The 14,630-nt window shown below is 67.2% G+C and carries 7 protein-coding genes and 6 pseudogenes; 10 read left to right on the top strand and 3 right to left on the bottom strand.

The features are described from left to right. Window positions 1-24: 24 nt before the first annotated feature. Window positions 25-2,514 carry a LamG-like jellyroll fold domain-containing protein gene (locus ACFORO_RS03210; protein ID WP_377869400.1) on the top strand — a complete coding sequence of 830 codons (2,490 nt, stop codon included), beginning with the start codon at window positions 25-27 and terminating at the stop codon, window positions 2,512-2,514. Window positions 2,515-2,625: 111 nt separating this feature from the next. Next, window positions 2,626-3,264 carry a hypothetical protein gene (locus ACFORO_RS03205; RefSeq protein ID WP_377869399.1) on the top strand — a complete coding sequence of 213 codons (639 nt, stop codon included), beginning with the start codon at window positions 2,626-2,628 and terminating at the stop codon, window positions 3,262-3,264. On the opposite strand, the gene ACFORO_RS03200 is transcribed toward ACFORO_RS03205, so the two are convergent. Next, entirely contained in the window at window positions 3,238-3,663 is a 426-nt protein-coding gene (locus tag ACFORO_RS03200) for a PGPGW domain-containing protein (protein ID WP_377869398.1), read from the bottom strand. The genes ACFORO_RS03205 and ACFORO_RS03200 overlap by 27 nt on opposite strands. 136 nt (window positions 3,664-3,799) lie before the next feature. On the opposite strand from ACFORO_RS03200, the gene ACFORO_RS03195 reads away from it, so the two are divergent. Together ACFORO_RS03195 and ACFORO_RS03190 are read left to right on the top strand one after the other, a co-directional pair. After that, a complete protein-coding gene (locus ACFORO_RS03195) occupies window positions 3,800-4,453 on the top strand; it encodes a GNAT family N-acetyltransferase (protein WP_377869397.1) in 654 nt (217 codons plus the stop codon). A gap of 1 nt (window position 4,454) precedes the next feature. Further along, window positions 4,455-5,078, top strand: coding sequence for a class I SAM-dependent methyltransferase (locus ACFORO_RS03190; RefSeq protein ID WP_377869396.1), 624 nt, complete (start codon window positions 4,455-4,457; stop codon window positions 5,076-5,078). Here ACFORO_RS03190 and ACFORO_RS03185 read toward each other — a convergent pair. Further along, window positions 5,072-5,677: an FMN reductase gene (locus ACFORO_RS03185; protein WP_377869395.1), complete on the bottom strand. Its 606-nt coding sequence runs from the start codon at window positions 5,675-5,677 to the stop codon at window positions 5,072-5,074. The genes ACFORO_RS03190 and ACFORO_RS03185 overlap by 7 nt on opposite strands. 30 nt (window positions 5,678-5,707) lie before the next feature. Continuing rightward, window positions 5,708-6,802, bottom strand: a complete 1,095-nt coding sequence (locus tag ACFORO_RS03180; protein WP_354749957.1) for an LLM class flavin-dependent oxidoreductase — start codon at window positions 6,800-6,802, stop codon at window positions 5,708-5,710. Between the two features lie 241 nt (window positions 6,803-7,043). Between ACFORO_RS03180 and ACFORO_RS03175 the strand changes: the two are divergent. From ACFORO_RS03175 to ACFORO_RS46655, 6 pseudogenes are all read left to right on the top strand, one after another. Then, window positions 7,044-8,456, top strand: a pseudogene (locus ACFORO_RS03175) (ATP-binding protein); the annotation flags it as partial. Then, a pseudogene (locus ACFORO_RS03170) lies at window positions 8,433-9,902 on the top strand (ATP-binding protein); the annotation flags it as partial. The pseudogenes ACFORO_RS03175 and ACFORO_RS03170, both read left to right, overlap by 24 nt. 6 nt (window positions 9,903-9,908) lie before the next feature. Beyond that, window positions 9,909-10,547, top strand: a pseudogene (locus ACFORO_RS03165) (toprim domain-containing protein); the annotation flags it as partial. 32 nt (window positions 10,548-10,579) lie between these two features. Next, window positions 10,580-11,209, top strand: a pseudogene (locus tag ACFORO_RS46665) (DNA gyrase subunit A); the annotation flags it as partial. A gap of 27 nt (window positions 11,210-11,236) precedes the next feature. Then, window positions 11,237-11,884, top strand: a pseudogene (locus ACFORO_RS46660) (LAGLIDADG family homing endonuclease); the annotation flags it as partial. A gap of 390 nt (window positions 11,885-12,274) precedes the next feature. After that, window positions 12,275-14,356: pseudogene (locus tag ACFORO_RS46655) on the top strand (DNA gyrase subunit A); the annotation flags it as partial. Between the last annotated feature and the right edge of the window lie 274 nt (window positions 14,357-14,630).

Raw genomic sequence — 14,630 nt, 5'->3', positions numbered from 1 at the left:
CACCTGTAACTAGGAGGTTCGACGATGGTCCGTCCTGCCCGCAGACCCGGCCGTTTGGCCACGGTGGCCGCCGCGCTCGCCGTGGCCGTGTCCGGGTTGTCGAGTGTCCCCGCCGCCGCGGCTGACCCGCCGCAATGGCAACGCCTCACCCCTCCCCTGACCACCCCGTGGACCAACCAGGTTTCGCCGGGCAACGCCCTTCCCGAATACCCGCGCCCGCAGCTGACCCGCGACAACTGGCAGAACCTCAACGGCGTCTGGGAATTCTCCGCCGCCAAACCGGGCGATTCGCCGCCGATCAAACGCAGTCTCGACGAACGCATTCTCGTCCCTTACCCGGTCGAATCGGCGTTGTCGGGAATCATGCGGCACGAAACGTCGATGTGGTACCGGCGGACGTTCCAGGTGCCGAAGAACTGGCACGTCGGCGGCCGGGACCAGCGGCTGATCCTGCACTTCCAGGCGGTCGACTACGACACCACGGTGTGGGTCAACGGCCATCAGGTCGCGCGCCACACCGGCGGTTACGACGCGTTTTCCGCGGATGTCACCAATGCCCTGACCACTGGGAAAGACCAGGAAGTCGTCGTCGGCGTCACGGATCCGAATGACGCGGGCGGACAACCGCTCGGCAAACAGCGCAAGCCCGGCGACGGAATCTTCTACACCCCGTCGTCCGGCATCTGGCAAACCGTCTGGATGGAACCGGTGACCCCGGCTTACATCTCCAAAGTGGACACTACGCCAGACGTCGCCAACGGTTCGGTCACCGTCAACGCCGTCGTGGGCGGGCCGGTGAAGCAACGCGTGGAAGCCGTCGCGTACGACCACGGCCGCGTCGTCGGCCATGTATCCGGACCGGCGAACACTCCGTTGAAGCTCAAGGTGAACCGGCCGCATCTGTGGACCCCGGACGATCCGTTCCTGTACGACCTGCGCGTCTCACTGTCCTCTGGGGACAGTGTCGGCTCGTACTTCGGCCTGCGGTCGGTTTCCGTCGGCAAGACCGCGGACGGCAAGCAACGAATGATGCTCAACGGCAAGTTCGTGATGCAACTCGGTCCGCTGGACCAGGGTTTCTGGCCGGACGGCATCTACACCGCGCCCACCGACGCCGCGCTGAAGTTCGATCTGGAGCAGGAAAAGGCGCTCGGGTTCAACATGGTGCGCAAGCACATCAAGGTCGAACCTGATCGCTGGTACTACTACGCGGACAAGCTCGGGCTCATGGTGTGGCAGGACATGCCCGCGATGAAGGACGACATCGAGGCGACGCCCGCGTCGCAAGCGAACTTCGAATCCGAACTGCACCGGATGATCGACCAGCACCGCAGCTTCCCGTCGATCGTCACCTGGGTGCCGTTCAACGAGGGCTGGGGCGACTACGCCGTCGGCCGGATCGCCGACCAGGTCAAGGCCTGGGACCCGACGCGGCTCGTGGACGCGGAGTCGGGCGTGAACTGCTGCCGGTCCGAGCCGGACAGCGGGCGCGGCGATCTCTACGACGACCACACCTACACCGGTCCCGGAACCCCGGTGCCGGACGCGACACGCGCCGCAGTCGACGGCGAGTACGGCGGCCTCGGCCTGAAGGTCGACGGACACCAGTTCGACCCGGCCGGCAGCTTCGCCTACGAGATGGAACCGGACAGCGCCACGCTCACCCGGCGCTACGCCGAACTCCAGCAACGCCTCCTGCTCGCCGGACGGCAATGCGGGGTGTCGGCAGGCGTGTACACGCAGACCACCGACGTAGAAAAGGAGGTCAACGGCTTCTACACCTACGACCGTCAGGTGAAGAAGATGGACTTCGCCGCCGTCCGCGCCGCGAACCTGTCGGTGATCAAGGGCGTTGACGGCTCGCCCCAACAGGGTCCGGTGATCCCGCCGGGCACTCCCGGCATCGACGGAATCGCCGCGTACCCGTTCGACGAGAACAGCGGCACCACCGCGGCGGACACCGTGGGCCACCACGACGCGACGCTCATCGGCGGCGCTTCCTGGACCGCCGGACACAGCGGTTCGGCCCTCGCGGTGAACGGCTCCGGCCAGTACGCCGACACCGGTGCCGCGCTCGCGAAGACGGACCTGAGCTACAGCGTCGCGGCGTGGGTGAAGTTCAACGCGGTCGGCGACGGGTTCCAGACCGTGGTGAGCCAGGACGGCAACGACCACAGCGCGTTCTTCCTGCAGTACTCCGGCGCGGACCACAAGCTGGCGTTCAGCTTCGTCGGCACGCGGGCCCTCGCGCCGATGACGCCGGAAGCCGGACGCTGGTACCACCTGGTCGGTGTCCGCGACGCCGCTACCGGGCAGCTCGCGCTGTACGTGGACGGTCAACCGGCCGCGTCGAAGAGCGTCTGTCTCGGCGAGGCGTCCACCGGGCACACGGTGATCGGGCGAGGGAAGTACGGCGGGAACCCGGTCGACTTCCTGAACGGGGCGGTTGACCAGGTGCACGTGTACGACCGGGCGTTGTCTGCTGCGGAGGTGGCCAAGCTTTACGCCTCCTGACGGCTAGCGAAGGGAGCGTCTGGGCCTGCGATTTCGCAGGTCCAGGCGCTTTCTTTCTCCGGTCCCGATACCATTCCCCAGCCCCGACACCGAGCCCTGAGGAGCCGAGCCGTGCCATCCGCCCCGCCGGAAGAACTGGCTCCTGCCGGTACCCGCCACCGGGTTGCACGAGCAGCGACGGAAGTACTTGCCCCCTGGGTGTGGGTGCTCGGCCTGCCGCTCGTGGTCGCCTGGCAAGTCACCGGTCAGCACCTCGGCGAAGCCGTGCTGTGGGGCCTGATCGTGGGAATCACCGGCTCCCTGATCCCGATGGCGGTCATCGTGCGCGGCGCGAAACGCGGGAAGTGGGACAGTCACCACGTCACCAACCGCGCCGGTCGGCTCGTGCCGTTCGCCGCGTGCATCGGTTCCCTCGCGCTGGGATTCGTGGTGCTGCTCGTCGGCTCCGCGCCCCACGAGATGATCGCGCTGGCCGCCGCCGAGCTGGCCTGTCTGGTTGTCGCGCTGGCGGTGACCTTCGGGCTGAAATTCAAGATCTCGATGCACGCCATGGTCGCCGCCGGGTCGACGGTGATGCTGATGAAGGTCTACAGCCCCTGGCTGGCCTTGCTTTTCCTTGCCGTGGCGTGGGTTTGCTGGTCGCGCGTCGAGCTGAAAGACCACACCGTCGCGCAAGTGACCATCGGCGCGGTGGCTGGCGTCGTGATCGGCGGGGGCGGCTACCTAGGACTCGCCGCCGTGCTCGCCTGACGCTCGCTTCGCCCGCACCCGTCGATAGCTCCAAATCAGCAACGCGAACAAGATCAAGCTCGACAGAATCAAGCTCGTCCCGGTGCTCCACCCGCTCAGCGGCAGCGACCGAACCGTCCCCCACACGATGCCCGCGGCCAGCAGCGCGAGCCCGGCCAGCACGGAACCGGCGATCCGCCACGGCGAAGACACACTGTCCTCGGCGGCTTTCATCGCCCGCGTCCGCACCGGGTCGACAAATCGCTGCAGCGCCGGGAACTCCGCGGCCAGCACCAGCAGTCCGGCGAGCACCAGCAGCAGTCCCGGCCCCGGCAGCACGAGCAGCACGACCCCGACGATCACCAGCACTCCGCCGACGACCGAGAAGAGCACCCGGCGCACTGGCTTGCCCAATCCCATCAGTTCAGTGTGCCGTCAGACTCGCCGTGCTGCCAGGCGAAACTTGGCCGGACTGTCCATACTGGACCCACGCTGGCACCCGGTCCTGCGACGGCGCGCACGTTTTTTGTCGGTGCTGAATGCTTAGCTGCTCAGCGTGGTCGAAGCACTGCCTGACCTCATCCTCCGCTGGCAGGCGGGATGGGGCGCATCCCGAGGCTTCCGTCCTGCCGAACAAGCCCGCGGCGGGCTGCATGTCCTGGTCGGACAACCCGACCGGCATCGCGAGGTCGTCGCGCTGTCCGACGAACCCGATGTCCTGGGCGGTCTCGCCGACGAGGCGGCCGCAGCTTCGCGCCCGACCTGGCTGACCGTGCCGACGAACCGGCCCGAGTCGGTCGAGGCGATTGTGCGCGAGGCTGGCCTAAAACTCCGGGACTCACGCGAAGCGCTCATGACCATTCCGCTGCGACGACATCCACTGCGCCCGGCTCCGCCGCCCTACACGTGCGCGACCACCATGAAGGGAACGGTGTTCGAAACCGTGCTGACACATCCCTCGGGCGTCGCGGCGCGCGGAACCATGGCCGTGGTCGGCACCGACGCGATCGCGGACCGGATCGCGACCGAGCCCGAACATCGCCGCCGCGGCCTAGGCAGCGTCGTGATGAGCGCACTCGCGGAAAGCGCCAAGGCGTGTGGCGCTCTGACGGGGATCCTCGTCGCCACGGCAGATGGCCAACAGCTGTATTCAGCGCTGGGCTGGACCACACGCGCCACCGTCCTCATCGCCCAGACCCCGGCAGGCTGACATGGAATGGCTCACCGACACCCGTACTTCGTACGACACCGTCGCGGAGGACTACGCCGCGTTCGTCCGCGACGCTTTCGCCGAACAGCCGTATCTGCTTGCCGCGCTGGAGCTATTCGCCGCGCAAACCGACGACGGCCCAGTCGCCGACATCGGCTGCGGTCCCGGCCAAGTGACCGCCCACCTCAACGGCCTGGGCGTCACCGCGTACGGCATCGACCTGTCCCCCGGCATGATCAAGATCGCCCGGCGCGACCACCCGACGCTGCGATTCGAGGTCGGCTCGATGACCGACCCGCTGCCCGCCGCTTCGCTGACCGGAATCGTGGCGTGGCAGTCGATCATCCACCTGCCGGACGACCTGGTCCCGGCCGTCTTCGCGAACTTCCGCCAAGCCCTGCGCCCCGGCGGATTGCTCCAGCTGTTGTTCCACGTCGGCGACGAAACCCGGCTCAAAACCGAAGGCTACGGCGGCCACCCGATGAAGCTCCAGGTGCACCGCCGTCCGCGGGAACGTATGACGAACTGGCTGCGCGACGCCGGGTTCACCATCGAGGCCGAACTGCTCCTCGACCCGCAAACCCAGACGCCGCAAGCCATCCTGACCGCCAGGAGCCGTCAGTGACCAGCCAGCAACTGCTCAAACGACACCGACGCGTACTCGTCATCCGGCTTCGCCTCAGGCGCCGCCGCGACCAACTGCGCCAGCTCACGGCCAGCCCGCTCCACGCGCTGCTGCAACGCACCCGTCGCCTCGACGCTGCCCCAATCCGACGACGCCGCGTACACGCCAGTCGCAACCACAGTCGCGCGAAGGTAAGCGAACAGCGGCCGCAGCGCGAAGTCGAGCGCGAGCGAATGCCGTTCCGTACCGCCCGTAGCGGCGAGCAGCACCGGCTTGCCGTCGAGCGCTTCCTTGTCCAACACGTCGAAGAACGATTTGAACAGCCCGCTGTAGGAAGCGGTGAACACCGGCGTCACGGCGATCAAGCCGTCCGCGCGAGTCACGGTGTCGATCACTTCCCGCAGCTGCGGGCTGGGGAACCCGGTGAGCATGTTGTTGGTGACGTCCACCGCGATGTCGCGGAGTTCGAACACCTTCACCGTCACGTCGTCGTCGACCAAGGCGGCGCGGGTGGCCTCGGCCAGCCGGTCGGCCAGCAGCCGCGTCGACGACGGCTGGCTCAACCCCGCGGTGACCACGGCGATAGTGCGTGCAGTCATGACCTCTCCACTCAGTCAGGCGAACCCAGGTCAAGCGGTGACGGACTGGGCTTCGCGAGCCGCCTTGAGCGATTCGTGCGTCGGCGCGTCCGGCACGTGCGCCGGGCGCTTCGCTTCCAGTTCCTTGCGCAGCACCGGCACGACCTCCTCGCCGAGCAGGTCGAGCTGCTCCAGCACGGTCTTCAGCGGCAGGCCGGCGTGGTCCATCAGGAACAGCTGGCGCTGGTAGTCGCCGAAGTGCTCGCGGAAGGTCAGCGTCTTGTCGATGACCTCCTGCGGGCTGCCGACGGTCAGCGGCGTCTGCTCGGTGAAGTCCTCCAGCGACGGGCCGTGCCCGTACACCGGCGCGTTGTCGAAGTACGGCCGGAACTCGTTCCACGCGTCCTGCGACTTCGGCCGGATGAACGCCTGCCCGCCGAGCCCGACGATGGCCTGGTCGGCCTTGCCGTGCCCGTAGTGCTCGAAGCGCTGCCGGTAGAACGCGATCAGCTGCTGGAAGTGCGAGGTCGGCCAGAAGATGTGGTTCGCGAAGAACCCGTCGCCGTAGTAGGCGGCCTGTTCGGCGATCTCCGGGCTGCGGATCGAACCGTGCCAGACGAACGGCGGCACGCCGTCGAGCGGGCGCGGGGTCGAGGTGAAGCCCTGCAGCGGGGTGCGGAACTTGCCCTGCCAGTCGACGACCTCCTCGCGCCAGAGCTGGTGCAGCAGCGCGTAGTTCTCGACGGCCAGCGGGATGCCCTCGCGGATGTCCTTGCCGAACCACGGGTAGACCGGGCCGGTGTTGCCGCGGCCCATCATCAGGTCGAGCCGCCCGTCGGCCAGGTGCTGCAGCATGGCGTAGTCCTCCGCCAGGCGCACCGGGTCGTTGGTGGTGATGAGGGTGGTCGACGTCGAGAGGACGATCTTCTCCGTCCGCGCCGCGATGTTCGAGAGCAGCACCGTGGGGTTCGCCGGCGCGGCGAACGGCGGGTTGTGGTGCTCTCCGACGGCGAAGACGTCGAGACCGACCTCTTCGGCCTTGAGCGCGATCTTGACCATCGCCTTGATGCGCTCGTGCTCCGTGGGCGTGACGCCCGTGGTGGGGTCGGTCGTGACGTCGCCCACCGAGAAGATTCCGAACTGCATGACCGCTCCCTAGCCGGTTGCTTCTTACCTTGCTTGTCGGCACAACTACTCGCGTGGAAGATGTATTCCAAGGGGACTATACCGGTGACCTGGGACACGCTGCGGGACGCCGTCGGGGGCGCAGCGGCCAGTTCCTGTCAGGGGGTGCGGATATCCTGCAGTACGGTGACGGCCCGGGGCCCCTGCTCCGGCCGCCTGTTTGCCCACCGAACAGCTCGCCTCGATCCGGGAGAACGACCTCGTGACCGCTGAGACTCTGTACGGGGCCGATGACCTGACCCACCTCGAGGGACTCGAGGCGGTTCGCAAGCGCCCCGGGATGTACATCGGCTCCACCGACAGCCGAGGCATCAACCACCTCTTCTCCGAGGTCGTCGACAACTCCACCGACGAGGGCGTGGCGGGCCACGCCGCGCGCATCGTCGTCACGCTGCACGGCGACAGCAGCGTCCAGGTGGACGACGACGGCCGCGGCATTCCCACCGGCGTGCACGCCAAATCCGGCCTTTCCGGCGTCGAACTGGTGCTGACCCGGCTGCACGCCGGCGGCAAGTTCGGCGGCTCCGGATACAAGACGTCGGGCGGTCTGCACGGCGTCGGGGCCTCGGCGGTGAACGCGCTGTCGCACCGCTTCGACGTCACGGTGAAGCAGGACGGCAAGGTGCACCAGATGTCGTTCGCGCACGGCGTGCCCGGCGTGTTCGACGGTCCCGGCGCGAAGGCGAAGTTCACCCGCCGCTCCGGGCTCAACCTCGTCGGCAAGATGAAGCGCGGCGAGCGCAGCGGAACGTCGATCCGCTACTGGTACGACGCGCGGTACTTCGAAACCGGCGCGGTGCTCGACGTCGAAGGCGTGCGCGCGAAGCTGCGCAACACCGCGTTCCTCGTGCCAGGCGTCACGTACGTGCTGCGCACCACGTTCGAGGACACCATCAACGAGGAGACCTTCCACTTCCCGAACGGGCTGTCGGACATGGTCGACTTCCTCGCCCCGGACAGCGAAAAACCCGTCTGCGGCACGCTGATGATCACCGGCGAGGGCACGTACAAGGAGAACGCGGCGGACGCCAACGGCGTCATGCAGTCCAATGTGGAGCGACACGCCGAGGTCGAGGTCGCGCTGCGCTGGGGCACCGGCTACGAGCGCACCGTGGAGTGCTTCACCAACACGATCCGCAACGTGCACGGCGGCACGCACCGGCGCGGGTTCGACCGCGCGGTCACCCGCGCGCTGCAGGACGTGATCGGCAAGACACGCGGGCTGCTCAAGGCGAAGGAGGACCCGCCGACCACCGAGGACGTGCTGGAAGGCATGACCGCGGTGATCCACGTCCGGCTGCCGGAGCCGCAGTTCACCTCGCAGACCAAGGACGAACTGTCCACGGCGGGCATCACGCGCGTCATCCAGGGCATCGTCGACAAGCAGCTGCGCGCCTGGACCGAGGACCGGAAAACCAAGTCCGAGGCCAAGATCGTGCTGCAGAAGGTGGTCGACGCGGCGCGCGTGCGGCTCACCCAGAAACAGCAGAAGGACGCCGCCCGGCGCAAGACCGCGCTCGAGGGCGCGGCGATGCCGCCGAAGCTGGTCGACTGCCGCACCACCGGCGTCTCGCGCAGCGAACTGTTCCTGGTGGAGGGCGACAGCGCGCTCGGCTGCTTTACGGGAGACACGCGGGTAGCGCTGGCCTCCGGCACCAGCCGGTCCTTCGCGGAGCTTGCTGAAGACTGGGAAGCAGGCATCACTCACTTCGGCTACACCACGAACAAGGCGGGCCGTGTCGTCCTCGCACCGCTCGTCGAGCCTCGAGTGACCAAGCAAGGCGCGGCGCTGGTCCGCGTCACGATCGACAACGGCGAATCCGTGCGCTGCACCCCCGATCACCTCTTCCGGCTGCGGGACGGGTCATACCGGCGTGCGGACGCCTTGGCGCCCGGCGACTCCCTGATGCCGCTTTACCGATCCGTCTCGTCCGCCGCGGCAGGAGACAAGCTCAACGGCTACGAACGTGTCTGGATGAACGACCGGTCGGAGTGGGTTTACACGCACTACCTCGCGGACGCCGACAACCTTCGGCACGGTCGCGACTACGCGGCGAACGGCAACGTCCGGCACCACGTCGACGTGAACAAGCGGAACAACGATCCCCGCAACATCCGCCGGATGACGTGGGAAGACCACGCCGCCCTGCACGCGTCGATGATGGGCGACCACGTCCACGAGGGCTATCGTGCCTGGCTGGCCGAAGGCGGCTTGGAATTCAAGTCGGCGATGCTGTCGCGACAATGGGAGGACCCGGCCTTCCGCACGGCGTGCCTCGCCCGGCTGGCCGCGCTCAACAGCGATCCGGACTTCCGGAAGCGGCTCGAAGAAGGTTTCCAAACCTGGTACGGCGGACTCGACGCCGAGGAGAAGGCGGCATACGCGGAGCGCCTGCGACAGGTTCAAGCCGAGTACTGGGAACGCCCTGAGCATCGGGCGCAGGCCGCGGAACGGGTCCGTGCGTTCTTCGCCGAGCCGGGACGGCGCGAGGAGTGGAGCGAACGGTCCGCCCGACAGTGGCAGGACGAATCTCTCCGGTCTTGGCGCGCGCAGAAGACGATCGAGCAGTTCTCCTGCCCTGGGGAGCGGGAACGGCAGCGAGCCGCGGTCCTCGCCTGGCACGACGAGCATCCCGAGTTCGGAGAGCAGCACTCCGAGCGGATGAAGAAGCGAATGAGCGACCCGGAAACGGGACACCTCGAGAGGGTTCAGGCAGGGCGCGCAGAGTACGTCGCGTCTGTCCCCCGAGCCGAGCGAGTGGCCAAGCAGAACGACGGGCGGCGGAATGCCGCGCTAAAGCGTCTGTCAACAATGCTGTCCTGCTCAGACGACGTACTAGGCTCCAGGTACGACGCACACCGCAAGACCGCAGCACCGACCGGCTTGCGCTTCGCGCGGCTTCTCGCGCACTTCGACGGTGACTACACCCGCCTTCGCGAGGCTGCGCAAAACGCCAACCACAGCGTCGTCAGCGTCGAACCGCTCACCGAGACGGCAGACGTTTACGACCTCACCGTCGAGGACTATCACAACTTCGCCCTCGAATCCGGTGTGTTCGTCCACAACAGCGCGCGCATGGCGCGGGTGTCGGAGTACCAGGCGCTGCTGCCGTTGCGCGGCAAGATCCTCAACGTGCAGAAGGCGTCGCTCGGCGACACGCTGAAGAACGCCGAGATCGCGTCGATCGTGCAGGTGCTCGGCGCGGGCACCGGCCGCACGTTCGACCTGACGACGATGCGCTACGGCCGGGTGATCCTGATGGCGGACGCGGACGTCGACGGTTCGCACATCCGCACGCTGCTGATCACGCTGTTCGCGAAGTACATGCGCCCGGCGATCGAGGACGGCAGGCTGTACGCGGCCATGCCGCCGCTGCACAAGATCACCACGAAGGGCCGCGGTTCGGAGACCATCTTCACCTTCACCCAGCGCGAGATGGAGCAGAAGGTCGCCGAACTCGAAGCGGCGGGCAAGACGGTCGTCACGCCGGTGCCGCGGTTCAAGGGCCTCGGCGAGATGGACGCCGACGAACTGTGGGAAACCACGATGAACCCGGCGACGCGCTCGGTCCGGCGGATCACGCTGGAGGACGTCGAGGCCGCGGAGCTGGCGCTGGAACTGCTGATGGGCGAGAAGGTCGAGCCGCGGCGCAACTGGCTGGTCGAATCGTCCGACCGCGTCGACCGCGACGCCATCGACGTCTGAGATTTCCGTTCGTTCCCAAGGAGTTGTGAGCCATGGCTCGCCGTAGCAAGACCCCGGTGACCCGGGTCGACCCGAGCGCGTTCGACTCGCCGGGCGCGCAGGTCTTCGACAACCCGCTGAAGACGGAGATCGAAGACTCATACCTGGAGTACGCGTACTCGGTGATCCACTCGCGCGCCCTCCCGGACGCGCGAGACGGCCTGAAGCCGGTGCACCGCCGGATCCTGTTCTCGATGAACGAGAACGGCTACCGCCCGACGCACGCGTACGTGAAGTCGTCGCGCGTGGTCGGCGACGTCATGGGCAAGTACCATCCACACGGCGACGTGGCGATTTACGACGCGATGGTCCGGCTCGCCCAGGACTTCTCGATGAACGCCCCGCTGATCGACGGGCACGGAAACTTCGGTTCCCCGGACGACGGACCGGCCGCGAGCCGATACTGCCTGACGGGCGACACCCGGATCCGTCTCGCCGACGGGTCCAGCCCGCGCATCGCCGACGTGGTGAACCTTCCCGCCGATTCCGAGGCCGACGCCGACTTCGAGGTGCTCGACAAGGACGGCAAGGCGGTTCAGGTCGACAAGGTCTTCAACTCCGGGGTGCACCCGACCGTCCGGATCACGACCAAGTCCGGCTTCGCGCTCCGCGGCAGTGAAAACCACCCGGTGCTGTGCCTGGAAGCACCGATGGGCGTGCCGATGTTCCAGTGGCGCCAGCTCGACGAGGTCAAGCCGGGAACCGTCGTCTGCCTCGCCCGCAACGCGTGGACGCAGATCATCCCGACAGCCCGGGAATACAACCTCGGCGTCCTGGCTGGAGCCTGGGTTTCCGAGGGCTTCGCCAGCGAGAACCGAGCCGGCTTCAACAACACCGACGAGCATTTCTTCGGCGAGGTCCTGCACGCTTACGACCAGGTGGTCGGAGGCAAACGCTACGTCTCGGAACGCACAACGCGCCGAGACCGCAAGCGGATCCAGGAAATCGACATCCAGGACTACGCCGGGGCGATGGACGCCTTCCGGGCCAGTCCGCTGGCCGAGTTCATCGGCCACCAGGCCCGGGACAAGGTTGTCCCGGAGTTCGTCTGGAACTCCGGTCCCGGTGTGAAACGCGCGTTCCTGATGGCCGCGTTCGAGGGGGACGGAGGTTGCCGGGTCGCCTACGACGGCTTCACTGTCCAATACTCGAGCTACAGCGAGCAGCTTGCCGCCCAGCTGCAGGAAATGCTCGCCGAGTTCGGCGTCATCGCCACGCACCGGCGCTACACCCGGCCTACCGGTTCGATCGAGCACCGGCTCGTAGTGTCCGGTCTGCGCAACGTCCGCGCGTTCGCTGAACGTGTCGGATTCCTGAAGTCGAAGCAGTCAAAGCTGCGGCAGCTCTTGCAGCGGTCCGTCCTGCGCCCGCACCGGCTCAGCTCGGACAAGGTGCCGTTCGTAGCCGATTACGTGCGCGGCGCGCTCGACTTCGACCGTCGTGGCAGCGGCCGGAAATGGCTCACCCGGCACAACTTCGACCGGATCGAACGGTGGGAAACCGAGCGGCTCCGGATCATCGACCGGATCAAGGACACCGAGGTCCTCGCGACGATCCTGCCGATCATGGATTCCGGCTACCGGTTCGAAGAGGTCGTCGACGCGACTGCCGCCGAACCCGCCGAGGTCTACTCGGTGCGAGTGACCACCGAGGACCACTCATTCCTGGCCGGCGGTTTCGTCAACCACAACACCGAAGCCCGGATGTCCCCCGAAGCGATGCTGCTAGTCGGCGAGCTCGGCGAAGACACCGTCGATTTCCGCCCGAACTACGACGGTTCGCTCGAAGAGCCTTCGGTGCTTCCCGCCGCGTACCCGAACCTGCTGGTCAACGGCACGTCCGGGATCGCGGTCGGCATGGCGACCAACATGATCCCGCACAACCTCGGCGAGGTGATCGGGGCCGCGCGGTGGCTGATCAACCATCCGACCGCCACGCTCGACAAGCTGATGGAGTACATCCCCGGCCCCGACCTGCCCACCGGCGGCAGCCTGCTGGGCCTGGACGAGGTCCGCAAGGCCTACGAAACCGGCCGCGGCGTGGTGCGGATGCGCGCGAATGTCGAGACCGGCCCGCTGGAAGGCAGCCGCGGGCGGCAGGCCATCACGGTCACCGAGCTGCCGTACGGCGTCGGCCCGGAGAAGGTGATCGAGAAGATCACCGACGAGGTCAACAAGTCCAAGCGGCTCACCGGAATCGCGGACGTCAAGGACCTCACCGACCGCGAGAACGGCACGCGGCTCGTCATCGAGTGCAAGGTGGGCGTCAACCCGCAGGCCCTGCTGGCGGATCTGTATCGCCTCACGCCGCTGGAGCAGTCGTTCGGCATCAACAACCTGGTGCTCGTCGACGGCCAGCCGCAGACGCTCGGCTTGAAGGCGCTGCTGGAGGTCTTCCTGCGGCACCGCTACGAGGTCGTCACGCGGCGCACGCGCTACCGCCGCCGCAAGCGCGAAGAACGCCTGCACCTGGTCGACGGTCTCTTGGTCGCGCTGCTGAACATCGACAAGGTCATCCGGCTGATCCGCGAAAGCGAAAACGCGGCCGCCGCGAAGGACGGCCTGATGACGAAGTTCAAGCTGTCCGAAATCCAGGCGACCTACATCCTCGACACCCCGCTGCGCCGCCTCACGAAGTACGACCGGCTGGAGCTGGAAAACGAGCAGGAGAAGCTGCGCGCGGAAATCGCCGAGCTGACCACGATCCTCGAGGACGAGTCGGTTCTGAAGAAGCTCGTCTCGACGGAATTGGCGAAGATCGCCAAGGACTTCCCCACCGAACGCCGCACCCGCCTCATCGACGGCGACCTGAAGGAGGTCCTGGCCGCGTCAAAGCCGTCCGGCCCGCTGGAAGTCGCCGACGACCCGTGCCAGGTGATTCTCTCGGCCACCGGCCTGGTCGCCCGCACCGCAGCGGAATCCGAAGAGGCGTCAGAAGTCCGCCGCCGCAACGGCCGCGTAAAACACGATGCTGTATCGGCCGTCGTACACACCACCGCGCGCGGCCAAGTGCTGTTGGTGACGAGCCGAGGCCGCGCCTTCAAGACGGATGTCCTGCCGCTGCCCGTGCTCCCAGAGCAAGCAGGCACAGTGTCTTTGCGCGGCGGTATGGCAGCAAAAGAGCTGGTACCACTCGAAAAGGGCGAACGCGTCGTAGGCATCGCGCCTTTGGGCGAGCAAGCGGGAGAATCGCCAGGCCTGGCCATCGGCACCCGCGCCGGCGTAGTGAAGGTCTGCGCGCCAGACTGGCCAGTCCGGTCGGACGAATTCGAGATCATCACCCTCAAGGCAGGCGACGAGGTCGTAGGCGCGACCTGGCTGGCGGACGGAAACGAAACCCTGGCCTTCGTCTCGTCAGACTCGTCACTGCTTCGTTTCGCCGCAAGCCTGATCCGCCCGCAAGGCGCCAAGAGCGGCGGCATGGCAGGAGTGAAACTGTCCGCGAACGCGACCGCAGTCTTCTTCGGCGCTATCCGCACGGACGACGAAGAACACGGCGAACCGATGGTCGTCACCGCGACGGGCCAGAGCGTGAAGGTCACGCCGTTCAGCGAATACCCGGCAAAAGGCCGAGCCACCGGCGGCGTGCGAACCCACCGGTTCCTCAAGGGAGAAACCCAAGTCCAGGTCGCCTGGATCGGCCCCCGCCCAGCAGGCGCGAGCCGCACCGGAGACCCCGTGGAACTCCCCGAAATCGACCTCCGCCGCGACGGCTCAGGCCACGCCCACCCCGGCCCGGAAGTGGTGGGCCACCTCATCGAACGCGGCTAGCGACACTGAAGGCGTGGGTGCGATCCAGCACAAGCACAGGTCGCACCCACCCCGCCGCCGTCCGTGAGGGGAACCCTGAGGGACTCTGATTCCCTCAGGGTTCCCCTCACGACCCGGCACCGTCCAATACCAGGGACATAAACCGGGCGACCCAGTCCGCCGACTGTCCACAAAGGACGCTGGCGTGGTCGAAATGCCTGATTGACACCTTTCTGACCGTGCCCGCAGGTCTGTGAGGGCCTCCTTGAGGGAATCTGATTCCCTCAAGGAGGCC

It is taken from the genome of Amycolatopsis halotolerans, assembly GCF_042647905.1.
GTDB lineage: Bacteria > Actinomycetota > Actinomycetes > Mycobacteriales > Pseudonocardiaceae > Amycolatopsis > Amycolatopsis halotolerans.
The sequence above is the reverse complement of the archived record's forward strand: the minus strand, read 5'-3'. Positions and strand labels throughout refer to the sequence as shown.

Bases quoted from the DNA above. Each gene is read 5' to 3' on its own strand.
- ACFORO_RS03210 (WP_377869400.1), top strand. From the start codon at position 25: ATGGTCCGTCCTGCCCGCAGACCCGGCCGTTTGGCCACGGTGGCCGCC.
- ACFORO_RS03200 (WP_377869398.1), bottom strand. From the start codon at position 3,663: ATGGGATTGGGCAAGCCAGTGCGCCGGGTGCTCTTCTCGGTCGTCGGC.
- ACFORO_RS03190 (WP_377869396.1), top strand. From the start codon at position 4,455: ATGGAATGGCTCACCGACACCCGTACTTCGTACGACACCGTCGCGGAG.
- ACFORO_RS03185 (WP_377869395.1), bottom strand. From the start codon at position 5,677: ATGACTGCACGCACTATCGCCGTGGTCACCGCGGGGTTGAGCCAGCCG.
- ACFORO_RS03180 (WP_354749957.1), bottom strand. From the start codon at position 6,802: ATGCAGTTCGGAATCTTCTCGGTGGGCGACGTCACGACCGACCCCACC.